Below are 23740 nucleotides of genomic sequence, written 5' to 3' on the forward strand. Positions count from 1 at the left end.
CGCGGCGACGCCCGCTCGGCCCACGCCCGGCGCGAGCGCCTGCAACGGATGGGCCTGCTGGGCGGCGCGGCGGTGGCCCTGCGCTACTTCCCCGACCCCCGGGAGGCTGCGCCCCCCGCCCCCCTCGAGCACCGCCTCGAGGTGCTGGGCACCTTGCGCTTCGACGGCCAGCCCTTCTCGGGGCGCATCCGCAAGGGCCGCGAGCTGCTGGCGCTGCTGCTCGAGGCCCGCCTGCTGGGCCGGGGCGGGGTGAGCCAGCTCGACCTCATCGACCGGCTCTACCCCGAGCTCGAGGAGGAGAAGGCGGTGGCCGCGCTCAAGCAACTGGTCTACCGCCTGCGCTCGGCGCTGGGCAACACCCTCATCCTGCGCAGCAGCGCGGGCTACGCGCTCGGGCCGGTGGCCTCCGACGCCGAGGAGTTCCTGCACGGCGGCGACCTGGGCCTCTGGCAGGGCCCCTTCCTCCCCGACCTCGACGAGGCGCTGGCCCCGGACGCGCGCGAGGTGCTCTACCAGAACCTGCGGGCGCGGGCGGCCGAGGGGCTCCAGGCCCACCCCGAGGCCAGCCTGCGGGCTGCGCGCATCTTGCTCGAGGCCGACCCCTACGACGAGGCCGCGCTGGCCCTGGCCCTGCTGGCGCAGCAGGCGCTGGGCCACCGCAAGGGGATGCACGAGCTCTACCGCCACAGCCGCGAGCGCTTCCTCGAGGTCGGCGAGAGACTCCCCGAGAGCGAGGACGCCTTCCTGGCCCGCCACGCCCCGCTCACGCGGATATAGCCTGTCGGCCGGAGGCGGGAGGAGGGGAGGGCGCGATAGACTGCGGGTGGAGTCCCATGAACCCCGCCGAGCCCCACCCCCTGATGCTCGCCCTGCGGCGGCTGAGCCACCACCTCAGCCGCGACTTCCTGGGCGGCTCCCGGCCGCTGCGCCTGTCGTGGGTGATCAACTTCCAGAAGGGCGGCACCGCGCTGTTCGTGCTGCTGCTGATGGCGCTGTACGACAACTACAGCCCGGCGGCCTGGGTCTACCTGGCCCTTCACGGCACTTACGGGCTGTGCTGGCTGCTCAAGCACCTGGCCTTCCCCGACAAGGCCTGGGACGTGCCCGTCACCCTCGGGGGCGCGCTGATGAGCTTCGCGCTGGTGCTGGGGCCGTACTGGGTGGCGCCTTTCCTGCTGGTCTCGAGGCTCACTTCCTTCGAGCCCTCCTGGCCCTGGCTGGCCCTGTGCATCGCGCTGCACACGCTGGGCGTGGCGATCATGATGGCCGCCGACGCCCAGAAGTTCTACACCCTCAAGCACCGCCCCGGCCTCATCACCGAGGGCATGTTCAAGCACGTGCGCCACCCCAACTACCTCGGCGAGATGATGATCTACGCCTCCTACGCCCTCCTGGTGGGCCATTGGCTCCCCTGGCTGGTCCTGGCCTGGGTCTGGCTGGCCCTGTTCGCGGTGAACATCCACTTCAAGGAGATCTCCCTCTCGCGCTACCCCGAATGGCCCGCCTACAAGGCCCGCACCGGGTTGCTGCTGCCGAAGCTTTGGGGGTACGTGGGGGGCTCGAGGGAGGGTCGGGGGTCGGGGGTCTAGGGCTGGTTGGGGGTCGATAGTCGATAGTCGATGGTCGATAGCCGGGCGCGGGTCGTACGTCCTACGCCGTACGCAAGACGCCAAACGCCAAACGCCAAACGCCAAACGCAAGACGCCCCTTTTTCACCCCCCTTAGCAAGGGGGGCTGGGGGGATAAACCCTTCCCGCGCGCGGGGAGGGAGTCCTTTTGCCACGAGCCTCCCGCTGACGACTGACGGCTGAAAGCTGACGGCTATCTATCGGGGGCTTCGTCCCCACGGGCATTGTATTGTTAGGGAGGAAAGCGCAACACCGGCACCTGGGTCAACGTATGACGTTTTTGTGCATGAGTATGCAAAAAGCGTTGACATTAAAAACGCGGCTGGGTATACTCCCGCACAAACCTTATCCAGCACAGATGAAGGCAGAGGGAGGCGCATCAGGTGCAGCTTTCGGTGGAAAAAGTAAGTTTGGCCTTCGGGGGGTTGCGGGCCCTTAGCGACGTCTCGCTCGAGGTCGCCCAGGGCGAGTTGGTCTCGATCATCGGCCCCAACGGGGCGGGAAAGACCAGCCTGCTCAACTGCATATCCGGCTTCTACCACCCCTCCTCAGGGCGCATCACCTTCGAGGGGCACGACCTCACGCGGGCCTCGCCCCACCAGGTCACGCAGTACGGCGTCGCCCGCGCGTTCCAGAACATCGAGCTCTTTAACGGCCTCACGGTGCTGGAGAACCTGCTCCTAGCCCGCCACACCTTCTCGAAGTACAACCTCCTCGAGGCGGTGCTGGTCTATGGCCCGGCCATGAAGGTGGGCGTCGCCAACCGGCGCAGCGTGGAGGAGGTCATCGACTTCATGGACCTCGAGCCCTACCGCAAGGCGCTGGTCGGCGACCTGCCCTACGGCGTGCGCAAGCGGGTGGAGGTGGCCCGCGCGCTGTCGCTCTCGCCCAAGCTGCTCCTCCTCGACGAGCCCATGGCGGGCATGACGCTGGAGGAGAAGGAGGACATGGTGCGCTACATCCTCGACATCCGCGCCGAGCGGGGCACCACCATCATCCTCATCGAGCACGACCTGGGCGTGGTGATGGACATCTCCGACCGGGTCTACGTGCTCGACTTCGGGCAGGTCATCGCCGCGGGCTCGCCGGAGGAGGTCTCGCGCAACCCCCGCGTGCAGGAGGCCTACGTGGGCGTGGAGACCCCCTAGAGGTGCCGTCATGATCATCCAACCCACCCCCGAACTCAAGAAGCACACCCTGCCCCAACTGCTGCGCCTGCGGGCCAAGCACGAGCAGGAGCGGGTCGCCCTGCGGGAGAAGGAATTCGGCATCTGGAACGAGGTGACCTACGGCGAGTACTACGCCCGGGTCCGGCGCTTCGCCTACGGGCTGCTCGAGCTCGGCTTCCAGCGCGGCGAGCGCCTGGCGATCATCGCCGACAACATCCCCGAGTGGCTCTACGCCGAGCTCGGCACCCAGGCGGTGGGGGGCATCTCGGTGGGGGTCTACCAGTCCTCGCTGCCCCCCGAGATCGCCTACGTGCTCTCCTACACCGGCGCCGCCGTGGTGGTGGCTGAGAACCAGGAGCAGGTGGACAAGCTCCTGGAGATCCGCAACGAGATCCCCAGCGTGCGCAAGGTCATCTACGAGGACCCGCGCGGGATGCGGGCCTACCGGGGCGACCCCTGGCTGGTGAGCTTCGAGGAGGTGCTGCGGCTGGGCGAGGCCGCCGAGCAGAAGCAGCCGGGCCTCCTCGACGAGCTCATCGACCAGGGCAAGCCCGACGACGTGTGCCACCTCTCGCTCACCTCGGGCACCACGGGGCGGCCCAAGGCGGCCATGCTCATGCACCGAAACCTCATCCACATGGGCGTCTCGCTACAGAGCATCGACCCCTTGAAGCCCACCGACGACTACCTCTCCTTCCTGCCCTTCGCCTGGATCGGCGAGCAGATGATGTCGGTGGGGATGGCCCTGGCCGGGGGCTTCGCTGTCAACTTCCCCGAGTCGGTCGACACCGCCATGGCCGACCTCAAGGAGATCGGGCCGCACGTGATGTTCAGCCCGCCCCGGGTGTGGGAGGGCATCCAGAGCAACATCTGGGTGCGCATCTCCGAGACCTACGCCCTCAACCGCTGGATGTACCAGCGGATGCTCGCCGTGGGCATGAAGGCCGCCGACTACCGCATGAGCGGCAAGCCGATGCCGCTGGGCCTGCGGCTGGGCTACTGGCTGGCCGAGCAGCTCATGTTCAGGCCCCTGCGCGACCAGCTCGGCTTTTTGCGGCTGCGCCGGGCCTACACCGGCGGGGCGGCGCTGGGCCCCGACGTCTTCCGCTTCTACCACGCCATCGGCGTCAACCTCAAGCAGATCTACGGCCAGACCGAGATCATCGGCATTGCCTTCGTGCACCGCGACGGCGACGTGCGCGCCGACACGGTGGGGGTGCCCATCCCCGGTGGCGAGGTCAGGATCAGCGAGTCGGGCGAGATCTTGTGCAAGTCGGACGCGGTGGTGGCCGGGTACTGGGAGCGCCCCGACGCCACCGCCGAGGCCTTCGAGAACGGCTGGCTGCGCACCGGCGACGCGGGCTACCTCACCGACCGCGGGCACCTCGTCGTCATCGACCGCGTCTCCGACGTGATGTACACCGCGGGCGGGGAGATGTTCAGCCCGCAGTTCATCGAGAACAAGCTCAAGTTCTCGCCCTTCGTCAAGGAGGCGGTGGTCTTCGGCGACCAGAAGCCCTACATCACCGCCTTCATCAACGTCGACCCCCAGACCGTGGGCAAGTGGGCCGAGGACCGGGGCATCGCCTACACCACCTACATCGACCTCTCGCAGAAGCCCCAGGTGGCCGAGCTGATCGGCGAGGAGGTGCGCTCGGTCAACGAGAGCCTGCCCGAGCACCTGCGCATCCGCCGCTTCGTGCTCTTGTACAAGCTCCTCGACGCCGACGACGACGAGCTGACGCGCACGGGCAAGGTGCGGCGCAAGTTCGTCATGCAGCGCTACCAGCCCATCGTGGACGCGCTCTACAGCGACGCGAAGACGGTGCGGGTGGAGGCCGAGTTCAAGTACCAGGACGGCTCGGTGCAGAAGGTGGCGACCGAGGTGAACGTGCTCGAGGCCGCCCCCCTCGCCGGGGCCCCGGGCAGCTACGTGGCCCGCTGAGGGCTTCAGGGGTGCAGCGTGAGCGACTTCTTCCAGTTCCTCATCTCCGGCATCGCGGTGGGCTCGATCTACGCCCTCGCGGCGCTGGGCTTCGTGCTGATCTACAAGTCGAGCCGGGTGATCAACTTCGCCCACGGGCAGCTCATCGCCATCGGGGCCTTCCTGGCCTACGCCCTGGCGGTGTGGCTCAAGCTGCCGGTGCTCTTAGCCCTGTTGGCGGCCATCGTGCTCACGGCGCTGCTGGGCTTCGTGGTGGAGCGGGTCTTCCTCAAGCGGCTGGTGGGGCAGCCCATCATCTCGGTGATCATGGTGACCATCGGCCTGGCCTCGGTGCTCGACGGGCTGATGTACCTCACCCCCTTCGGCTCGGGCAACTTCAGCTACCCGGCCTTTCTGCCGCAGGAGCCGCTGCGCCTGGCGGGCATCACCATCTCCTACCCCCAACTGCTGGCCATCGGCTTCACCGCGCTGTTCCTGCTGCTGTTCGGCTGGTTCTTCCAGCGCTCGACGCTGGGCATCTCCATGCGCGCGGTGGCCGACGACCAGATGGCCTCGATGAGCGTGGGGGTCTCGGTGGAGCGGGTCTTCGCCCTGGCCTGGGCGGTGGCGGGCGTCACCGCCGCCTCGGCGGGGATGGTGGTGGGGACGGTCTCGGGCCTCAACCAGGACAGCCTCATCGCCATCGGGCTGGCGGTGTTCCCAGCGGTGATCCTGGGCGGCCTGGACTCCATCCCCGGCGCGGTGGTGGGGGGCATCACCATCGGGGTGCTGCAGAACCTGGCGGCAGGCTACCTCAACAACTTCGTGCCCGGCGGCGGCACCGAGCTGGTCATCCCCTTCGTGGTGCTGCTGGTGGTGCTGTGGTTCAAGCCGCACGGGCTTTTCGGGACCGAGGAGATCGAGCGGGTATGAGTATGTCGAACGCCCAACGCCCAACGCCGAACGCCGGGGTACGTCGTACGCCGATGGCCGAACGCCGAACGCAAAAAGCCACGACCTATAGGGCACAAGCCTTCGACCTTGAGCGCCGTACGCGATGCGCTGTGAGCCGCTGGCCTGGCGTTGGGCGTTTAGCGTTAGGCGTTCGACACACTGGAGGCGCCCATGCGTAACCCCTGGGCCCAGACCGGCAACTACCGCACGAGCTACGTGCAGGACACCACCATCTTCGCCACCTACCGCGAGATCGTCTCGGTGGGGGTGCTGCTGGTGGCTCTGGTGCTGCTGCCGCAGTTCCTCGAGCGCTCCCAGGTGCTCACCCTCAACTTCATCCTCATCTACGCCATCGCGGTGCTGGGGCTCAACATCACCACCGGCTACGCGGGGCTCATCAGCGTGGGGCAGGCGGCCTTCATGGGCGTGGGCGCCTACACCGTGGCCCTCACCGCGCCCTACCTGCCCTTCTACCTCACCATCCCGCTGGGGGCGGCGGTGGCGGCGGTGTTCGGGGCCGTCGTGGGCATCCCGAGCCTGCGGGTCAAGCACCTCTACCTGGCGCTGGCGACGCTGGCGTTCCAGGAGATCTTCGTGTGGTCGGTGGGCCGGATGCCCGCGCTGGCGCAGGGGGCCTCGATCCCGGTGGAGATGCGCAACTTCCTGGGCTACGAGATCGGCTTCCGCAACCACAACCACTTCTGGTACTACGTCATCCTCTTCGTGCTGGTGCTCATGGTGATCGCCTGGCGCAACCTGCTGAGGGGCAAGTACGGCCGGGCGCTCGTCGCGGTGCGCGACAACGACCGCGCCGCCGACGCCATGGGCATGGACCCCGGCCGCACCAAGCTGATGGCCTTCGCGCTGGGGGCGCTGTACGCGGGCGTGGCGGGGGGCCTGCTGGCCTACTTCCAGCGCAGCGTGGTGATCGAGGAGTTCACCCTCGCCAAGAGCGTGGGCTTCCTGGCGATGGCGATCGTGGGGGGGCTGGGGACGGTGGTGGGCAGCCTGCTGGGGCCCGCCTTCATCGAGTACCTGCGGCTTTCGATGGAGCGGCTTTCGGAGTGGATCAAGGGCAACCAGGCCATCCAGCAGCTCATCCCCCCCGGGGTGGACGTGGCCTCGGCGCTGCTGCCGCTGTCGTTCGGCTTGGTGATCGTGCTCTTCCTGATGTTCGAGCCGCGCGGCCTTTACAACTGGTGGCGGCTGGTGCGAAGTTATTTCCGCACCTGGCCTTTCAAGTACTGAAGCCTTTGGCAAATCCGCTCGAGCGGTTGCAATGAACGGGAGGAACTTCATGAAGCGAAGCGTGTTGTTGGTCGGACTGACCCTGCTGGGCCTGGCCCAGGCCCAGCAAACCGTGAGCCTGGTGCACTCGGGCGCGATCACCGGACCCACCTCCGACGTGGGCGGCCCCTACGCGGCGGCCATTGAGGACTACTGCAAGTACGCCAACGAGCAGAAGCTCATCCCCGGCTACACCCTCAACTGCATCGTGCGCGACGACCAGTACCAGAACCCCAACGCCCAGCGCATCCTCGAGGAGGCCCTCGACCGCAACAAGCCCGCCGTCTACCTGGGCTACGCCACCGGGGCCATGCTGGCGCTGAAGTCGCTGGTGCAGGAGGTCAAGCTCGTCACCATCCCCGCCTCGGCCCACATCGGCCTCATCGACCCGCCGGACAACACCTACATGTTCCTGCCCACCTCCTCCTACTCCGAGCAGGTCGTGGCGCTGCTGGAGTACATCGCGCGGCAGAAGAAGGGGGCCAAGGTGGCGCTGGTGGTCAACCCCAGCCCCTTCGGCCGGGCCGTGCTCGACGACGCCCGCAAGGCCGCCACCCAGCTCGGGCTCTCCATCGTCGACGTGCAGGAGGTGGGGGGCAACAACCTCGACAACACCGCCCTGCTGCGCAACCTCGACTCCAAGGGCACCGAGTTCATCATCCACCAGAACGTGGCCGGGCCGGTCGCCAACATCCTCAAGGACGCCAAGAAGCTCGGCCTCGACAAGAAGATCAAGCAGCTCGGCGCGGTCTACACCGGCGGCAACGACCTCATCCGCCTGGCCGGTGACGCGGCCGAGGGCTACCTCTGGGCCAGCAGCTACTACACCCTCGACGAGGACACCCCCGGCATGAAGCTCCACCGCGAGCTCGCGGCCAAGTACAACCGCGGCACCCTGGGCCAGAGCCACAACTACACCGCCGGCCTGCTGGCCGCCGCCATCGCGGTCGAGACCATGAAGCGCGCCCTCCAGCGCTTCGGCAAGATCGACAACACCACCTTCTACAACGCCCTGGTGGGCATGAACGGCCCCAACTCCTTCAACCCCGGCTTCGTGGTCAAGACCGCCAACAGCCCCGAGATCGACTTCACCAAGAGCGAACAGACCGGCGGCGAGGGGCTGCGGGTGCTCGAGGTCAAGGGCGGCAAGTTCGTGCCCATTACCCAGCCCTTCACCTCCACCCTCTTCCGCAAGGTGCACTTTGGGAAATAGCCCGTAGCCGGTGGCCCGTGGCTCGCGGGAAGGGCTTCCGACTGCGGGCCACAGGCCGCTCGCCACAGGCCGTCCCGGCGAGGTGACGATGCAACCCACCCATCCCGAAGACCTCGGCCCGATCCTGCTCGAGGTCAACAACATCGAGGTCGTCTACAAGGACATCATCCAGGTGCTGCGCGGGGTGTCGCTCAAGGTCCCCGAGGGCCACATCACCGCGCTCTTAGGCCCCAACGGCGCGGGCAAGACCACCACCTTGCGGGCCATTTCCGGCCTGCTGGTGCCCGAAGACGGCGAGGTGGTGTCGGGGAGCATCCTCTACCGCGGCGAGAACATCGCCAACAAGCCCCCGGAGAACATCGTGCTCAAGGGCATCGTGCAGGTGCCCGAGGGGCGGCGGGTGTTCAAGCACCTCACCGTCGAGGAGAACCTGCGGGTGGGGGCCGCCACCCGGCGCGACGGGGAGGTGCGGCAGGACCTCGAGCGCATCTACCACTACTTCCCCAAGCTGGCGATGCTCAAGAACCGCCTGGCCGGGTACTGCTCGGGCGGCGAGCAGCAGATGCTCGCCATCGGCCGCGCCCTCTTGGCCCGCCCGCGCCTGCTGCTGCTCGACGAGCCCAGCCTGGGCTTGGCCCCCCTGCTGGTGCGCGAGATCTTCGACATCGTGGCCCAGATCAACGCCGAGGAGGGCGTGACGGTGCTCGTCGTCGAGCAGAACGCCCGCGTCGCGCTGAGCGTGGCCCACTACGGCTACATCATGGAGTCGGGCCGCATCGCCCTCGAGGGCACCCGCGCCTACCTCGAGGAAAACCCCGACGTGAAGGAGTTCTACCTGGGCGTCGCCAAGAGCGGCGGGCGCAAGAGCTTCAAGGACGTGAAGTCGTACCGGCGGCGCAAGCGGTTCATGTAAGGTCGATGGTCGATAGCCCATAGCCGATAGCCGATAGCCAAAGACTTTGACGTCTAGCAGCTATCGACTATCTGTTATTTGCCAGTGCGTAGCGCCGTTTTACAGCCCTGCCACCCCGCAGCCTACGGGCGGGCGCGGTTGGGTGAGCATGTACCAGCGGCCCGAGCGGTTTTCCCCCGCCACGTAGACGATGTGCCCGGTGAGGTCGGGGCGGGTGCCCTTCTCGGCCTGGATGACCTCGAGCGCCGCGCACTGCTCGGGCTGGGCGTAGACCGTGTAGTTCTGGCCCTTCTGCGGGATCTCGTGCAGCTTGAAGCCGGGGGAGAGGGAGTGCCACTCGTGGAACTTCACCGTGACCTCGCAGCCCTGGCCCACGCCCTTGATCTGCTGGATCTGGGCCGTACCCGTGTAGTTGCGCTGGGTGTTCTTGGCTTCGGCGGCGATGTCCGGCGGCTGCAGCCAGCGCACGGCCACCCCAACCCCGGCCAGCACCAGCAGCCCGAGCAAACCCCAAAACCGAAGACGCTTGCGCCCTTCCATCCCTACTACTGTAGTGGCTCACATGAGCCAAAAAAAAGTAAACAAGTTAAGGATGTCTTCAGTAACAAAGGGTGTCCATATTCTCTACATACCTGAATCGTACGTACAGAACGCTATCTCTTACCTGATAAGGTAATCCTTTGTTGTCCAAGCATTCGATAAGACGTCGGTTTGCGGAGGCCTCAAGCGTAATAATCTGATTGTTTAGCCAATGGAAAAGTATTCCGTAAGCAACAATGCTCATTATCAATAACAAAAAGATCAATAGGAGCATTTGGTAGATGATTGGGAGCTGTTGTATTTTGCGCTTCAAGGAGAGCATAAGACTGTGATGGTTTACAATACTCTAACCCAAGTTGCCACCTACAAAACGCCCGCCAGACGCTTACAGTTGTGGGCGAAGACGAAACCCCAGACCTTGAGGGCGAAGCCCCGGAGGGTGGAAGCGTGGATGCGTTTGGGGAACAGCTCATACCAGATTCGGTTAGTTCGTCACCGTTCGGTGACGAACTAACCCGACCGAAGGGAGTGCTCTAGGATTCAAAAAGATAGCCTCCAGGGTTCTGGGTTGGATGATTATCTTTTTGAACCCGGTACCCGGTATTAGTACCCCGGCTGGTACTCCCCCCACTCCTCGCGCAGTACCTTGCCGATCTCGCCCAGCGTGGCGCGGCGGCGGAAGGCCTCGAGGATGTGGGGCATGAGGTTTTCGGAGCTGCTGGCGGCCTTGCGGAGGGCCTCGAGGGCGTTGCCGGCGGCCTGGCCGTCGCGCTGGTCGCGGAAGGCCCTGATCTGGGCCTGGCGGCGGCGGTCGAGGGATTCGTCGATGTGCTGGATGGGGGTGGCCTCGTTGAGGGGGGAGTCGGGGCGGTTGAACTTGTTGACCGAGACGATGACGCGCTGGCCCGACTCCACCTCGCGCTGGAAGGTCCAGGCCGACTCCTCGATCTCGCGCTGGAAGAACCCGGCCTCCACCGCGGCGACCGAGCCGCCGAGCTGGTCGATCTGGGCGATGAGGCGCTGGGCTTCGGCCTCGAGCGCGTCGGTGAGGTGCTCGACGTAGAAGCTGCCGCCCAGCGGGTCGATGGCGCGGGTCACGCCCGACTCGTAGGCCAGCACCTGCTGGGTGCGCAGGGCCAGCAGGGCGCTCTTCTCGGTGGGCAGGCCCAGCGCTTCGTCGTAGGCGTTGGTGTGCAGGCTCTGGGTGCCGCCCAGCACGGCGGCGAGTGCTTGGTAGGCGGTGCGCACCACGTTGACCAGCGGCTCTTGCGCGGCGAGGGTGGAGCCCCCGGTCTGGGTGTGGAAGCGCAGCATCCAGCTCTTGGGGTCCTTGGCCCCGAACTCCTCCTTCATGACCCTCGCCCACATGCGCCGGGCCGCGCGGAACTTGGCGGCCTCCTCGAGGATGTCGTTGTGCGAGGCGAAGAAGAAGGAGAGGCGGGGGGCGAAGGCGTCGATGTCGAGGCCGGCCTCGAGCGCCGCCTTCACGTAGGCCTTGCCGTTGGCGAGGGTGAAGGCGATCTCCTGCGCCGCGGTGCTCCCGGCCTCGCGGATGTGGTAGCCCGAGATGGAGATGGTGTTCCACTTGGGCACGTGCTGGGCGCAGAAGGCGAAGAGGTCGGTGATGAGGCGCATGGAGGGGGCGGGCGGGAAGACGTAGGTGCCCCGCGCGATGTACTCCTTGAGGATGTCGTTCTGCACGGTGCCGCCCACCTTGTCCCAGCCCACGCCCTGCTCCTCGGCCACCAGCAGGTACAGCGCCAGCAGCATGGTGGCCGGGGCGTTGATGGTCATGGAGGTGGTGACCTGGTCGAGCGGGATGTGGTCGAAGAGCACCTTCATGTCCTCGATGGAGGCGATGGACACCCCCACCCGCCCCACCTCGCCCACGCTCAGGGGGTGGTCGGGGTCGAGGGCGAGCTGGGTGGGCAGGTCGAAGGCCACGCTCAGGCCGGTCTGGCCCTGCTCGAGCAGGTAGCGGTAGCGCGCGTTGGACTCCTCGGCACTGCTGAAGCCCGCGTACTGCCGCATGGTCCAGGGCCGCTCGGTGTACATCTTGGGGTAGACGCCGCGGGTGAAGGGGTACTGTCCCGGCCGCCCCAACCGCTCGCGCAGGTCGTCGGGCAGGGACTCGAAAAGGGTTTGCGGAAGGGTTTGCATGCTCACCTCAGGTGAAAATCGATCAGGAGCAGGGTCAGGCTCACCCCGCCCAGCACCAGCATCACCGGCATCAGGATGAGCTGGTAGAGGATGGCGACCATCGCCAGCATATCCCTCCAGCCGAGCTTGGGTTCGTGCTTGGGGTGCATGGCCGAATTCTACCCCGCGCCCGCGGTTCAAAAGCCCCTCCCCGGTGTGCCGCTGCACGCCGGCGCGAATTCACCCGGGTACGTGGCGCACAGCTCAGCCCGGGCCTCGCCGGAGGGCCAGGGCATAGCCAGGGCCTAACTTTTCGAATTCCCGCTGGGAGCCTGCCGTCCCGCGCCATGAACCGGGCTTTGTTTGAGGGTGTTCTATAATCCGAAGCTGAGGCGTACCGCCACCTCGAGGAGCCTATGAGTCCAAGCATCCCCCTTCTGCCGTTGCTGGTGGCCGTCGCCACCGGCCTGATGATCGCCCTGCTGGGCCCCATCAACGCCCTGCTGCAGCCCAAGGCCGGGACCTGGGGCCTCTCCACCGTGGTCCACGTGGTCGGCCTGACCGTGTCCGTGCTGGGGCTGTTGCTGATCCAGCGCAACGGCTTCCTGGGGTGGGCGCTCGAGCCCTCCCTGCGCGGGGGCCTGGTGGTGGGGGCGGCGCTGGGCCTGCTGGCCTGTGCTTTGCTCTTGTACCGCGGCCTGCAGCAAGGGTTGCCCTGGTACAGCTACCTCGGCGGGGTGATCGGGCTGCTGGTGGTGCTGGGCACGGTGTTCTCCATCCAGCGCCTGGGCGTTGCCAACGCCATGACCATCATCCTCGCCAGCCAGATCGCCACCGCGGCGGTGGTGGGGCACCTGGGGCTGCTGGGCCAGGCCGCCAACCCGGTTTCCCTGCTCAAGATGGTCGGGCTCGGGGTGATGGTGGCGGGGGCCGTCGTGGCGGTGAGGAACTAGTGGACCCCCGCCTCGAGCGCCTCCGGCGGGGCCAGGGCCCCCTCTACGTCGCCACCTTCCTCTTCGAGCACACCGGCCGCTACTACGGCTCGCGCCTCGAGCACGCCTGCCTCCAGGGGCTGAGGGAGGGGCTGCAGGCGCTGGGCCTGCCCCCTGAAGGCACCCTCACCTTCCTGCCCTACCGCGACTCCAACGGCGCGGTGGTGCCTCGCCCCGGCGAGAGCCTCACGCAGGCCATCTACCGCCTCGACACCGAGCGCATGCGCAACTCCTTCGCGCTGCTGGCCCCGCTCTACCACACCCAGTACGACGGGGGGATCTCCTTCGAGGTGGGCTACGCCGCCGGGATCGGCCTGCCGGTGGTCGTGCTGCTGAGCAACTTCTTCCGCTACAAGCACGACCGCATCGCCGAGCCCCAGCGCCTGCAGCCCCTGCTCGAGCTCCTGGCCGACGAGGTGCTGTGCGAGGGCGACTTCCCCCTCTCGGGCCTCGACCCCGACCCCCGGGCCTACCGCGAGCTCATCGAGGCCGCCTTCGAGCGCGTCGAGCGGCGGGTGAGGGAGGCGGTGCGGGCGCTGGTGCTGCGTTACCCCGGGCAGCGGGCGGTCCCCGACCCCCCGGTGCGCCCCGGCCACGTCTTCCTCGAGTTCGGGGGCGGGGAGTACGAGTACCAGATGGTCCTGGCCGAGCGGGCGGCGGGGGAGCTCGAGGCGCTGGGCTGGCGGGTGGAGATCGCCCGGCGCTACCAGGCCGACAGCACCGAGGGCCTGCGCGCGGGGGCCGAGCGGGACTTCCGGAACGCCCTCACCAGCGAGGTGGTGGTCACCTTCGGCGACGGGCCCGACATGAACCCCGAGAGCGCCGCGCTGCAGGGCTACCTGCGGGCGCTGGGGCGCGAGGTGGTGCTGTACTGCTCCAGCGCCACCCACCTCTACACCGGCCCCGAGTACGACATGCGCCGCAACCTCATGCTCATGCACTCCGCCGACCGCATGGTCACCCGCCTGGCCGACCTGGCCGAAGCGGTGGGTTCGCCCCGGCCCTGAGGGCCAAGATGAGAACCGTTCTCGGGCCTTCATGCTCGAGGCTTGACCCTTCCCTGACCGATATACTGTCGCAAGGAGGCAACGTGGACGCGAGGGCCATTGTGGTGACATCGGGCAAGGGCGGGGTAGGCAAGACCACCACCACGGCCAACGTGGGGGCCGCCCTGGCCAAACTGGGCGAGAAGGTCGCCGTCATTGACGTGGACGTCGGATTGCGCAACCTGGACGTGGTGATGGGGCTGGAGGGCCGGGTCGTCTTCGACCTCATCGACGTGCTCGAGGGGCGCTGCAAGCGCTCGCAGGCCCTGATCAAGGACAAGCGCCTGGACGGGCTCTACCTGCTGCCCGCCTCCCAGACCAAGGACAAAGAATCCCTCGACCCCGAGAAGTTCCGCCACCTCGTCAAGGCGCTCATCGAGGAGGAGGGTTTCAACCGCGTGCTCATCGACTCCCCCGCCGGCATCGAGCGCGGCTTCCAGACCGCCGCCACCCCGGCCGAGGGCGCCTTGGTGGTGGTCAACCCCGAGGTCTCCTCGGTGCGCGACGCCGACCGCATCATCGGCATGCTCGAGGCCCGCGAGGTGCGCGAGAACTTCCTGGTCATCAACCGACTGCGGCCCAAGATGGTCGAGCGCGGCGACATGCTCTCGGTCGAGGACGTGCAGGAGATCTTGGGCCTCAGGCCCATCGGCATCGTCCCCGAGGACGAGAAGGTGCTGGTCTCGAGCAACGAGGGCGAGCCGCTGGTGCTCAAGAACGGCTCGCTGGCGGGCAACGCCTTCATGGACGTGGCCCGGCGCATCCGGGGGGAGAGCGTGCCCTTCCCCGACTTCCGCGAGAAGAGCGGCCTCATGGGCACGCTGCGCAAGCTCTTCGGAGGGGGGTAGCCGATGGCCTGGTTCTGGCAGCGCAACAAGAGCAAGGACGTGCTCAAGGAGCGGCTCAAGCTGACCCTGGCCTACGACCGCGCCCAGCTCGCCCCCGGCATGGTGGACGCCCTCAAGAACGACCTGCTCGAGGTGCTCAAGCGCTACTTCCCCGCCGAGCACGACGCCCTCAACGTCGAGCTCGAGCAGCGTGGCGAAAAAGTGGTGATGATCGCCAACATCCCCCTGCGCTAGGGCGCGGCCCGATCGTGAGCCAGGGCTTCTAGCCCGGGGCGCTGGGGCTTAGGCTTTAAGCAATGGTTCTGCCCCGCATCCCCCTCCTTGCCTACGACTGGAGCCTGGTCACGGTGGTCGGCCTGATCCACGTGGCCGGGCTCATCACCCTGCGCAGCGCGGCCCCCAGCCCGGCCATCTTCGCCAACCAGCTCATGTTCTCGGCGGTGGCGGTGGCGGCGGCCGCGCTCTTGCAACTCCTCAGCCGCCGCCAGGTTCAGGCGTGGGGCTGGCTGCTGTACGCGCTGTCGCTGGGGCTGCTGGTGGCGGTGCTGGTGGTGGGCCGCGAGGTCAACGGGGCCAAGGCCTGGCTGAGCTTCGGGCCGGTCAGCTTCCAGCCCAGCGAGCTGGCCAAGCTCTCGCTGATCCTGGTGCTCGCCCGCTGGCTCAGCCGCCGCGAGCCCGGCAGCCTGCTGGGCTACTTCCCCCCCCTGCTCATCGCCGCCCCGGTTCTAGGCCTGGTGCTCGTCGAGCCGGATTTGGGGGGTACCACGGTGCTGGCGGTGATCGTGGCCGCGCTGCTGCTGGCGTGGGGCATACCCGTGCGGCACGTGCTGCTGGGGCTGGTGCTGGTGGCCGTCGCCGCCCCCTTCGCCTTCAACCACCTCGAGCCCTACCAGCAGCAGCGCATCATCGTGGGCTTCAACCCCGAGAGCGACCCCCAGGGCAAGGGCTACCAGCAGATCCAGTCCATGATCGCCATCGGCTCGGGCGGCCTCCTGGGCAAGGGCTACGGCCAGGGCACCCAGAGCCAGCTCGGCTACGTGCCCGAGAAGCAGAACGACTTCATCTTCGCCGTGCTCAGCGAGGAGTGGGGCTTCGTGGGGGCGGTGGCGCTGCTGGTGCTGTACGGCCTGCTGTTCTTCCGGCTGGCGCGCATGGCGCTGGAGTGCAACCGGCTCGAGGACCGCCTGATCATCGTGGGGGTGCTCGCCATGATCGCCTTCCAGGTGATGGTCAACATCGGCGTGACCATCGGCATGGCCCCGGTCACCGGCCTCACCCTGCCCCTGTTCTCGGCCGGCGGCACCAGCCTGCTCTTCGTCTACCTCTCCCTGGGCCTCGCCGCCCTCGTCCACCGCGACCGCTACCGCGACCTTTGACGCCTCCCGCACATTTCCGCCCGGAGAAGCGGGGCTCGCGGGAGACACGGTGGGGGCGCTCGAGGCCGCGCCACCTTTCAGTTGCCCTTAAGCGGGCGGGCTATACTTGGGAGCAAGGAGGTTCCCTATGCCCTTGGGTCTGCCCGAAATCCTCATCATCCTGCTGATCATCCTGCTCCTCTTCGGAGCCCGCAAGCTGCCCGAACTCGCCCGCGGCCTGGGACAGTCGGCCAAGGAGTTCCGCAAGGGGCTCAACGAGGACGGCAAGGAAGGCGAGGCCAAGCCCGAGCAGAAGCAGAGCTGACCTGCCGAGCCGAAAAGGAGCCGGGCTTTGGCCCGGCTCCGCCGTTTTTCACGCTACTTGAGGCCTAATTTCTTGCGGGCCTCGTTGACCTGGGCCGAGGTGAGCTTCTTGGCGCGCTGGGCCTTGACCTCGGCGGCGGTGAAGGCCTTCTGGCCCTGGGGCAGCTTGTTGCCCCAGCTCGTGCTGACGTGGTTGAGCACGGCCGCGACCTGGTCGTCGGAGAGCTGGGCGAAGGCGGGCATGGCCCCGTTGTACTTCTGGCCCTTCACGGTGATCTCGCCGGTGAGGCCGTACAGCATCACCTGGACCAGGTACTCGCGGCCCCCTTTGGCGGCCAGGACCTCGGGGATGTGGCCGGCCAGGGGAGGGAACACGCCGGGAATTCCCGTGCCGGTGGGCTGGTGGCAGCCTTGGCACTGCTGGTAAATGGTGGCGCCTTGCTGGGCCGACTGGGTGAAGGCCACGGGGATGAGCGCCAGCGGGAGCAGCAGGTACAGGTATTTACGCATTGAAATCCTCCTTTGCCCTATTCTACCCAGCCCGTGCCCAACTACCGCAGCCCCAGGCGGATGCGCTGCGCCATGACCTGCGCCGGGGTCAGGCGGGTGGAGCGCAAGGGCGTGAAGTCGGCGGCGGTGAAGGGTTTGAAGCCCTGCGGCAGCAGCTTGTCGTTGCCCCAGGCGGTGAGCACGTAGTTCACGATGGCGGCGAGCTCGTCGTCCTTGAGGTGGCTGAAAGGGGCCATCACGCCGTTGTAACGCTGCCCCTTGATCACCAGCTCGCCCTGCAGGCCGTAGAGCAGGAGCTGGGCCATGTAGCTACGCCCCTCGCTGTTGTGCACCAAGGTGGGCGCGTGCTCGACGAGCGGCGGGAAGGCCCCGGTGCGCCCCAGGCCCTTCTCCCCGTGGCAGAAGGCGCAGTTTTGCTGGTACAGCACAGCCCCCGACTGGGCCAGCGCCCCGCCGGCCAGGAGGCTGAAGACCACGAGCACAGCGCGGAACGATTTCATCTCCTTTCCAGTATGGAGCATGGAAAATGGGATGGATGTGATGGGAAAGGCTGGCTGTAAGACGGTGATGGTCGATGGTCGATAGCAAAACGCAAAACGCAAGACGCAAAACGCCCCTCCCTCCGGCCGGAGGGAGGGGAAGGGGGTGGAAGGCTGAGAGCTGACGGCTGAAGGCTTACGCCGTCTACCACGAGCCACAAGCCACTAGCCACACGCTGCGCGTTCAGCGCGCCTTCACCTCGGCCCATACGGCGTTGAAGGCGTCGAGGTCGGGGCCTAGGTCGGCGAGGAACTCGAGCTTCTGCTGCACCTCGGCCGGGGGGTAGATCACGGGGTTGTCCTTGGCCTCGATCATGGGCAGGGCGGCGGGGACGGGGGTGCCGTAGCCGATGCCGTTGGAGACCTGGGCCGCGACCTCGGGCTCGAGCAGGTAGTTGATGAACTTGTAGGCCAGTTCGGCGTTGGGGCTCTTGCTCAGCACGGCCAGGCTGTCGGTCCAGCGGGTGCCGCCCTCGGCGGGGATGACGTACTTGACCTTGTCGTTCTCCTCCATGGCGCGGAAGGCGTCGCCCGAGTAGGCCACCGCCACGGCCGCGTTGCCGCCCAGCACCTGCTGCACCGCGTCGGTGCCCCCGGCGAAGCCCTGGCTGCGGCGCTTGGCGTCGATGAGCAGGCCCTTCACCTTCTCCAGCACCGCCGGGTCGGTGGTGTTGACCGACTCGCCCAGGTAGCGCAGCGCCGCGCCCATCTGCTCGCGCATCTCGGTGAGCAGCAGGAAGCTGCCTACGCTTTTGGCCGGGTCGAAGAGCACCGCCCAGCTATCCACCGGCCCCTTCACCAGGTCCTCGCGGTAGACCAGGCCCGTGGTGCCCCACTGGTACACCACCGAGTGCTTGCTCTCGGGGTCGAAGGCGGGGTTGGCGAACTCGGGCCCTAAGTTGGCGAGGTTGGGGATCTTGGACTTGTCGAGCTCGCGGATGGTCCCCTTGCGGGCGAGCTGCCCGATGAGGTAGTCGGAGACGATGATCAGGTCGTACTCGGTGTCGCCGCCGGCCTCGAGCTTGGAGATCATGGCCTCGGGGTCGTCGTAGGTGTCGAGCACGACCTTGACCTTCTCGCGCTCCTCGAAGCCCTTGATCACCTCCTCGGGCATGTAGTCCGACCAGTTGTACACGCGCAACTCGCTCGCCCCCTGCTTGGGGCAGGCCGTGAGCAAGGGGATCAGCACCAGCAATGCCAGCCATTTCTTCACGCTTTACCTCCTCGAGTCGCTCGCGCTTAGCGCCTACGCCAGAATAGGGCGCCGAGCGCCAGGATCAAAATGGTAGCCCCCACCATCAGCGTCGAGAGCGCGTGGATCTCGGGGGTGATGCCGGTCTTGACCTTGCCGTAGATGTACAGCGGCAGCGTGGTCGAGCCCGAGCCCGAGGTGAAGAAGGTCACCACGAAGTCGTCGAGCGAGAGGCTGAAGGCCAGCAGCGCCCCCGAGACCACCCCCGGCCAGGTCAGGGGCAGCGTCACCTCCCAGAAGGTGCGCCAGTTGTCGGCCCCCAGGTCGCGGGCAGCCTCCTCGAGCGCCGGGTCCAAAAGCATCAGCCGCGCCCGCACCACCAGCGTCACGTAGGCGATCTGGAAGCTGATGTGGGCCAGGATGATCGTGAAGAGCGAGAGCCTGGGCCAGCCGATGCCGTCGCGCACGGTGTCGAAGAGCAGCAACAGCGAGATGCCCATCACCACGTCGGGCACCACCACCGGCACGTAGAGCAAGTAGCGCAAAAAGCTGCGCAGCCGGAAGCGGTAGCGCACGATGCCCATCGCCAGCAGGGTGCCCAGCACCGTCGAGACCAGCGTCGAGGTGAAGGCCACCACCAGCGTGTTGCCCAAATACTCCCCGATGCGCCGGTTCTCCAACAGCGCCTCGTACCACTTGAGGCTGAAGCCCGTCCAGTTGACCCCGAAGCGGCTCTCGTTGAAGGAGAGCACCACGATCACCGCGATGGGCAGGTACAAGAAGGCGAAGACCAGCCAGGAGTAGGCGGCGAGGAGGCGTTTCACGGGCACCCCCGGTGCGCCCAACGCCGAACGCCGAAGGCCGAAGGCCTGTGGACGAGCATTTCCTCCTGGCGTTTGGCGTTCGACGTTAGACGTTGGGCGTTTTGCATCCTCATACCAGCTCGTCGAGCCCCCTTTCCCCCTGGGTGCGCGCGTACAGCCACAGGCCCAGCAGCACCATGACCATCAGGATCATGCTCACCGCCGCGCCGAAGGCCCAGTTCTGGGCCGAGGTGAACTGCTGCTGGATGAGGTTGCCGATGAGGGTGATCTTGCCCCCGCCCAGCAGGTCGGCGATCACGAAGGTGCCCACGGCGGGGATGAAGGTGAGCAGGAAGCCCGCGAAGAGGCCGGGGAGGGTCTGGGGGAAGATGGCCTCCCAGAAGCCCCGCACCGGGGTCGCGCCCAGGTCGTAGGCGGCCTCGAGCTGGCTCCAGTCGATGCGCTCGACCGCGGCGTACAGCGGCAGCACCAAAAAAGGCAGGAAGGTGTAGACCGTGGCGAGGTAGACCGCGAAGGTCGAGGGGAAGAGGTCGGCGGGGGGCAGGCCGAAGGCGGTGATCACGGCGTTCACGGCGCCCTCGCGCTGCAGCAGGATGATCCAGGCGTAGACCCGGATGAGGAAGTTGGTGAAGAAGGGGATCACCACCAGCAGCAGCAGCACCTGCTTGTAGCGGTGGGCGGCGATGTAGAAGGCCAGGGGGTAGCCCATCAGCACCGTGAGCACCGTGGCCCACCAGCCGATCCACAGGCTGCGCCCCACGATCTCCCAGAACAGCGGCTCGGTGAAGAAGCGCACGTAGTTGTGCAGGCCCCAGGGCGGGGCCAGGCTGCCGGTGCTGCTGCGGCTGAGGAGCGAGGCCAGGAGGATCAGCAGCGAGGGCACCAGCACGAAGACCGTGAGCCACAGCGCCCCGGGGCCCACCGTCACGAGCAAGCGCCGCGCCTTTTGCCAGGGGGTGGCGGCCTCGTTCACGCGGGGTTACCCCCGTTGGCGCCGGTCTCGCTGACCACCACGAGCTTCTCCGGGGTCATGGCCACCCACACCGCCTCGTCGTAGGTGAACTCGTCGTGGCCGGGCTCGAGGATGTCCTGGTTGAGGGTGTCCACGGTGAGGCGCATCCCGCCGGCCTCGAGCAGGTACTGGTTCTCGGCGCCGGTGTAGATGATGTCGTCCACGCGGGCCTGGAAGACGTTGGGCAGGTTGGGCCGCTCGCGGAAGAGCCGGATCTTCTCGGGCCGGATCGAAAGCAGCACCTCCTGTCCCGGGGTGAGCGCGTCCTCCTCGTCGAGCACGAACTCCCCCAGCGGGGTCCGGACGCGGCGCGGCTCGAGCGCCGTCGCGGGGATGAGGTTGGAGTCGCCCAGGAAGCGGGCCACGAAGGGGGTGCGCGGCAGCTCGTAGACGTCCTCGGTGGCGCCCACCTGCTCCACGAGGCCCCTGTTCATCACCGCGATGCGGTCGCTCATCACCAGCGCCTCCTCCTGGTCGTGGGTCACGAAGATGAAGGTGATGCCCAGCCGCTCCTGCAGGTTCATCAGCTCCACGCGCAGCTCCTGCCGGAGCTTGAGGTCGAGCGCGGAGAGCGGCTCGTCCAAAAGCAGCACCTCCGGCTCGTTGACCAGCGCCCGCGCCAGGGCCACGCGCTGGCGCTGCCCGCCCGAGAGCTGGTGGGGGCGGCGCTTCTCCAGGCCCTGCATGTTGACGAGCTCGAGCGCCCCCGCCACCCGCCGGGCGATCTCCTCACGGGCCATCCCCTTCATGCGCAACCCGAAGGCGATGTTCTGCTCGACGCTCATGTGCGGGAAGAGGGCGTAGTTCTGGAAGACGGTGTTGACGGGGCGGCGGTAGGGCGGCACGCCGGTCATGTCCTTGCCGGCGATGTACACCTTGCCCTCGCTGGGCTCTTCGAAGCCGGCGATCATGCGCAGCAGCGTGGTCTTGCCGCAGCCGGAGGGCCCCAGCAGGCTGAAGAACTCCCCGTCGCGGATGTCGAGGTCGATGCCGCGCACCACCTCCACGTCGCCGAAGCGCTTGCGCACGCGCTCGAGGCGCACCGCCACGTTCTCGCCCAGCTTGCGTTCGCGCCGTCCGCGGAAGAGCGTCTGGTCCACAGCCCCGAGTCTAAGGGCCCACCCCCCTCCCGGCAAGGACGCGCTGCCGAAGCCTTTTCGGGCTTGGTAATTCCCCGGCGAACAAAACCCAACCCTCCCCTCATGATGCTCACCAAAGCCCTTGCCCATCGCCTCTTTTTCTGCTAAACTGGCCTTTGCCTGCTCGGGCGCGTCCCGGCTTCGACGGGGATTCGCGAAAGCAAGGCTGCGTGTCGAGGTGGCCGGTGGCCTCGTAAAAACCGGCAACGCCATAACTGGCAACAAGAACTACGCTCTCGCTGCTTAAGTCAGCGACGTTCCCGGCAAGCCCCGCCGTTGGCTCGGCCGGCGAACGACCTAAAAACGGCTAGCCCAAGGCAAGGCACCGTAGCCACGGGCGAAACTTAACGGAGCTCGGCCCCAGGCCCCTGTCGGCGGGGAAACCCGGGGCGACACTCAAACACCGACTACACACGTAGACGCCTGCCGTAGGGGTCTTCGGACGAGGGTTCGACTCCCTCCGCGTCCACCAAGGCAACTCCCCGCCCTTTGGAGGGCGGGGTTTTCGTTTAGGGGGGCGGTTAACACTTTCGGAGGCCCCGCCGCGCGGCCTTGCCCTGAGCCAATGCGATCGCGTCCGCATTTCGCCCGGCCCTCGCCCCGAATAATGGAGGGGTGCTCTGGCTCCGTGCTGCGGTGATCGCCGTTCTGCTGCTGGCTTTCGCGGGCCCCAGCCTGCCCCTGCAGCCGGTGCGCACGGTGGTGCTGCTCGACCAGAGCCCCTCGGCGCGCGAGGGGGTCGCGCAGGCTGTGGGCGGCCTCCCGGGGCTGCCGGACGTGCGCTACCTGGCCTTCGCCGAGCGGGCCCAGCCCGTCCCCTCGGCCGCCGCCCGCCGCCGGGACCTGGGCGAGGGCACCGACCTCTACGGGGCGCTGCTCGAGGCCCAGAAGCTCGGCCCCGACCGCGTGGTGGTGCTCTCCGACGGCCTGTCGCAGGGCGAGGTGCTGCCCGTGGGAACCCCGGTCTACGCCTTCTGGACCCCGCCGAGCCCCAAGCTCTCGCTGGGCCTGCTCCCCCCGGCCTACCCCGTGCAGGGCGAGACCGTGGAGGTGCGGGTGCTGCTGGAGTCCACCGCCGACGCCGAGGCCCGGCTGGTGGTGGAGGGCCCGGCCGGGCGGCAGGAGCGGCAGGTGCGGGTGAAGGCCGGGCGGCAGAGCTTCGGCTACCGCTTCCCCCTCGAGCGCCCCGCCACCGTGCGGGCGAGGGTCGAGAGCCCGCTGGGCCGCGACAGCGCGCAGGTGCAGGTGAGCCCCGCCGACAAGGTGCGGGTGTGGGTGCTGGGCGACGAGCCGCTGGCGCGCTACCTCGAGGCCCAGGGCTTCGCGGTCGAGCGGCGCAGCCGGGTCACGCTGCCCATCCAGGCCGACGTGGTGGCCCTCGGGCTGAGCACCCGCGACCTCAGCGAGGCCGAGATCGACGCCCTGCAGGGCTTCTTGGGCCAGGGCGGGAGCCTGCTGTGGACCGCCACGCCCCGGGGGCTGTTCTTCGGGGGCTGGGAGCGCAGCACGCTCTCCGAGGCCATCCCGCTCGAGCCCCTGGAGCAGGACGGCGGGGTGGGGCTGGTGCTGGTGCTCGACGTCTCGGGCAGCATGCTCCAGGCCGACAAGCTGGGCCTGGCGGTGACGGGGGCGCTCGAGCTCATCCGCTCGGCCCGCGAGCAGGACTACGTGGGCGTGATCGCCTTCTCCAGCAGCTACCGCTGGGTCTTCCGCCCGCGCCGCATGACCCCCCAGGGGCGCAAGGCCGCCGAGAGCCTGCTGCTGGCCGCGCAGGCCGGGGGCGGCACCGAGCTCGGCGGGGCCTACGCCGAGGCCGTGAAGGCCCTCGAGCCCCTCCCCGTCGAGGACAAGCGCATCCTGGTCATGACCGACGGCCAGATCGCCGACCCCATCCCACCCGTGCTCGCGGCCGCCGCCCAGGGGCAGCAGCGCAAGGTCTTCACCAGCACCGTCGCGCTGGGCCAGGACGCCGACCAGGGCTTCTTGCGCGAGCTGGCCCAGCGGGGCGGGGGCAGTTTCTGGTACGTGCCCAGCCCCCGCGACCTGCCCCGCTTCTTCCTCGAGGAGGCCCAGCGCCAGTTCAAGCGCGAGGCCCTGGAGGGCACCTTCGCCCTCGCCGCCCGCCCCCACCCCCTCACCCGCGGCCTCCAGCCCCCGCCCCCTGTCGGTGCTGCTGCCCGCCAAGGCCCGCC

General features: G+C 67.8%; 24 protein-coding genes, 1 other RNA gene and 1 pseudogene. 16 read left to right on the top strand and 10 right to left on the bottom strand.

The window, feature by feature from the left end; translation table 11 throughout:
• From MEICH_RS24480 to MEICH_RS0110005, 8 genes are all read left to right on the top strand, one after another.
• On the top strand, nt 1–777 hold a 777-nt coding region (locus tag MEICH_RS24480; protein ID WP_036218485.1), incomplete at its 5' end, for an AfsR/SARP family transcriptional regulator.
• 56 nt (nt 778–833) lie between these two features.
• Entirely contained in the window at nt 834–1589 is a 756-nt protein-coding gene (locus MEICH_RS24485) for a methyltransferase family protein (RefSeq protein ID WP_218916396.1), read from the top strand.
• Between the two features lie 422 nt (nt 1590–2011).
• Nucleotides 2012–2776 (top strand): ABC transporter ATP-binding protein, encoded by a 765-nt coding sequence (locus MEICH_RS0109980; RefSeq protein WP_027892496.1) that lies wholly within the window; start codon nt 2012–2014, stop codon nt 2774–2776.
• A 10-nt stretch (nt 2777–2786) separates the two neighbouring features.
• The gene (locus MEICH_RS24490) at nt 2787–4742 is read left to right on the top strand and encodes a long-chain fatty acid--CoA ligase (RefSeq protein WP_036218486.1); all 1956 of its coding nucleotides are present in this window, start codon (nt 2787–2789) and stop codon (nt 4740–4742) included.
• Between the two features lie 18 nt (nt 4743–4760).
• A complete protein-coding gene (locus tag MEICH_RS0109990; protein WP_027892497.1) occupies nt 4761–5654 on the top strand; it encodes a branched-chain amino acid ABC transporter permease in 894 nt (297 codons plus the stop codon).
• A 192-nt stretch (nt 5655–5846) separates the two neighbouring features.
• A complete protein-coding gene (locus MEICH_RS0109995) occupies nt 5847–6923 on the top strand; it encodes a branched-chain amino acid ABC transporter permease (protein WP_027892498.1) in 1077 nt (358 codons plus the stop codon).
• A gap of 49 nt (nt 6924–6972) precedes the next feature.
• Complete coding sequence (locus MEICH_RS0110000; protein ID WP_027892499.1) at nt 6973–8175, top strand: ABC transporter substrate-binding protein; 1203 nt, start codon at nt 6973–6975, stop codon at nt 8173–8175.
• An 88-nt stretch (nt 8176–8263) separates the two neighbouring features.
• Entirely contained in the window at nt 8264–9088 is an 825-nt protein-coding gene (locus MEICH_RS0110005; RefSeq protein WP_036218487.1) for an ABC transporter ATP-binding protein, read from the top strand.
• Nucleotides 9089–9187: 99 nt separating this feature from the next.
• On the opposite strand, the gene MEICH_RS0110010 is transcribed toward MEICH_RS0110005, so the two are convergent.
• The 4 genes and pseudogenes from MEICH_RS0110010 to MEICH_RS29310 all read right to left on the bottom strand — a co-directional run bounded on the left by MEICH_RS0110010 (nt 9188) and on the right by MEICH_RS29310 (nt 11937).
• Nucleotides 9188–9628, bottom strand: a complete 441-nt coding sequence (locus MEICH_RS0110010; protein WP_027892501.1) for a hypothetical protein — start codon at nt 9626–9628, stop codon at nt 9188–9190.
• 363 nt (nt 9629–9991) lie between these two features.
• Nucleotides 9992–10099 (bottom strand): annotated as a pseudogene (locus MEICH_RS30675) (IS982 family transposase); the annotation flags it as partial.
• Between the two features lie 132 nt (nt 10100–10231).
• Nucleotides 10232–11788, bottom strand: a complete 1557-nt coding sequence (locus MEICH_RS0110015; protein WP_027892502.1) for an acyl-CoA mutase large subunit family protein — start codon at nt 11786–11788, stop codon at nt 10232–10234.
• 2 nt (nt 11789–11790) lie between these two features.
• Nucleotides 11791–11937 carry a hypothetical protein gene (locus MEICH_RS29310; protein ID WP_169730652.1) on the bottom strand — a complete coding sequence of 49 codons (147 nt, stop codon included), beginning with the start codon at nt 11935–11937 and terminating at the stop codon, nt 11791–11793.
• A 246-nt stretch (nt 11938–12183) separates the two neighbouring features.
• Here MEICH_RS29310 and MEICH_RS0110025 point away from each other — a divergent pair, with 246 nt between their 5' ends.
• From MEICH_RS0110025 to MEICH_RS0110050, 6 genes are all read left to right on the top strand, one after another.
• Nucleotides 12184–12720 carry a DMT family transporter gene (locus MEICH_RS0110025; RefSeq protein WP_084542259.1) on the top strand — a complete coding sequence of 179 codons (537 nt, stop codon included), beginning with the start codon at nt 12184–12186 and terminating at the stop codon, nt 12718–12720.
• On the top strand, nt 12720–13766 hold the full coding sequence (locus MEICH_RS0110030) for a nucleoside 2-deoxyribosyltransferase (RefSeq protein WP_027892504.1): 1047 nt from the start codon (nt 12720–12722) through the stop codon (nt 13764–13766). Before MEICH_RS0110025 ends, MEICH_RS0110030 begins: the two co-directional genes overlap by 1 nt.
• A gap of 83 nt (nt 13767–13849) precedes the next feature.
• On the top strand, nt 13850–14653 hold the full coding sequence (gene minD, locus MEICH_RS0110035; RefSeq protein ID WP_027892505.1) for a septum site-determining protein MinD: 804 nt from the start codon (nt 13850–13852) through the stop codon (nt 14651–14653).
• Nucleotides 14654–14656: 3 nt separating this feature from the next.
• On the top strand, nt 14657–14887 hold the full coding sequence (minE, locus tag MEICH_RS0110040) for a cell division topological specificity factor MinE (RefSeq protein WP_027892506.1): 231 nt from the start codon (nt 14657–14659) through the stop codon (nt 14885–14887).
• A gap of 62 nt (nt 14888–14949) precedes the next feature.
• Nucleotides 14950–16029 (top strand): rod shape-determining protein RodA, encoded by a 1080-nt coding sequence (gene rodA / locus MEICH_RS0110045; RefSeq protein WP_027892507.1) that lies wholly within the window; start codon nt 14950–14952, stop codon nt 16027–16029.
• A gap of 127 nt (nt 16030–16156) precedes the next feature.
• Nucleotides 16157–16333, top strand: a complete 177-nt coding sequence (locus MEICH_RS0110050; protein WP_027892508.1) for a Sec-independent protein translocase subunit TatA/TatB — start codon at nt 16157–16159, stop codon at nt 16331–16333.
• A 53-nt stretch (nt 16334–16386) separates the two neighbouring features.
• Here MEICH_RS0110050 and MEICH_RS0110055 read toward each other — a convergent pair whose 3' ends face one another.
• From MEICH_RS0110055 to MEICH_RS0110080, 6 genes are all read right to left on the bottom strand, one after another.
• On the bottom strand, nt 16387–16842 hold the full coding sequence (locus MEICH_RS0110055) for a c-type cytochrome (RefSeq protein WP_027892509.1): 456 nt from the start codon (nt 16840–16842) through the stop codon (nt 16387–16389).
• Between the two features lie 41 nt (nt 16843–16883).
• On the bottom strand, nt 16884–17342 hold the full coding sequence (locus tag MEICH_RS0110060; protein WP_027892510.1) for a c-type cytochrome: 459 nt from the start codon (nt 17340–17342) through the stop codon (nt 16884–16886).
• A gap of 223 nt (nt 17343–17565) precedes the next feature.
• On the bottom strand, nt 17566–18594 hold the full coding sequence (locus tag MEICH_RS0110065) for a polyamine ABC transporter substrate-binding protein (RefSeq protein ID WP_027892511.1): 1029 nt from the start codon (nt 18592–18594) through the stop codon (nt 17566–17568).
• A 26-nt stretch (nt 18595–18620) separates the two neighbouring features.
• Nucleotides 18621–19397: an ABC transporter permease gene (locus MEICH_RS0110070; RefSeq protein WP_027892512.1), complete on the bottom strand. Its 777-nt coding sequence runs from the start codon at nt 19395–19397 to the stop codon at nt 18621–18623.
• 109 nt (nt 19398–19506) lie between these two features.
• Entirely contained in the window at nt 19507–20370 is an 864-nt protein-coding gene (locus tag MEICH_RS0110075; RefSeq protein ID WP_027892513.1) for an ABC transporter permease, read from the bottom strand.
• Nucleotides 20367–21509 (bottom strand): ABC transporter ATP-binding protein, encoded by a 1143-nt coding sequence (locus MEICH_RS0110080; RefSeq protein WP_027892514.1) that lies wholly within the window; start codon nt 21507–21509, stop codon nt 20367–20369. The genes MEICH_RS0110075 and MEICH_RS0110080 overlap by 4 nt, the downstream gene beginning before the upstream one ends.
• A gap of 165 nt (nt 21510–21674) precedes the next feature.
• On the opposite strand from MEICH_RS0110080, the gene ssrA reads away from it, so the two are divergent.
• Nucleotides 21675–22020, top strand: a transfer-messenger RNA (tmRNA) gene (ssrA, locus tag MEICH_RS27970).
• 143 nt (nt 22021–22163) lie between these two features.
• A partial coding sequence (locus MEICH_RS24495; protein WP_051304086.1) for a VWA domain-containing protein occupies nt 22164–23740 on the top strand: 1577 nt, incomplete at its 3' end.

Origin of the sequence: Calidithermus chliarophilus DSM 9957 (assembly GCF_000430045.1) — a bacterium.
Taxonomy (GTDB): Bacteria; Deinococcota; Deinococci; order Deinococcales; family Thermaceae; genus Calidithermus; species Calidithermus chliarophilus.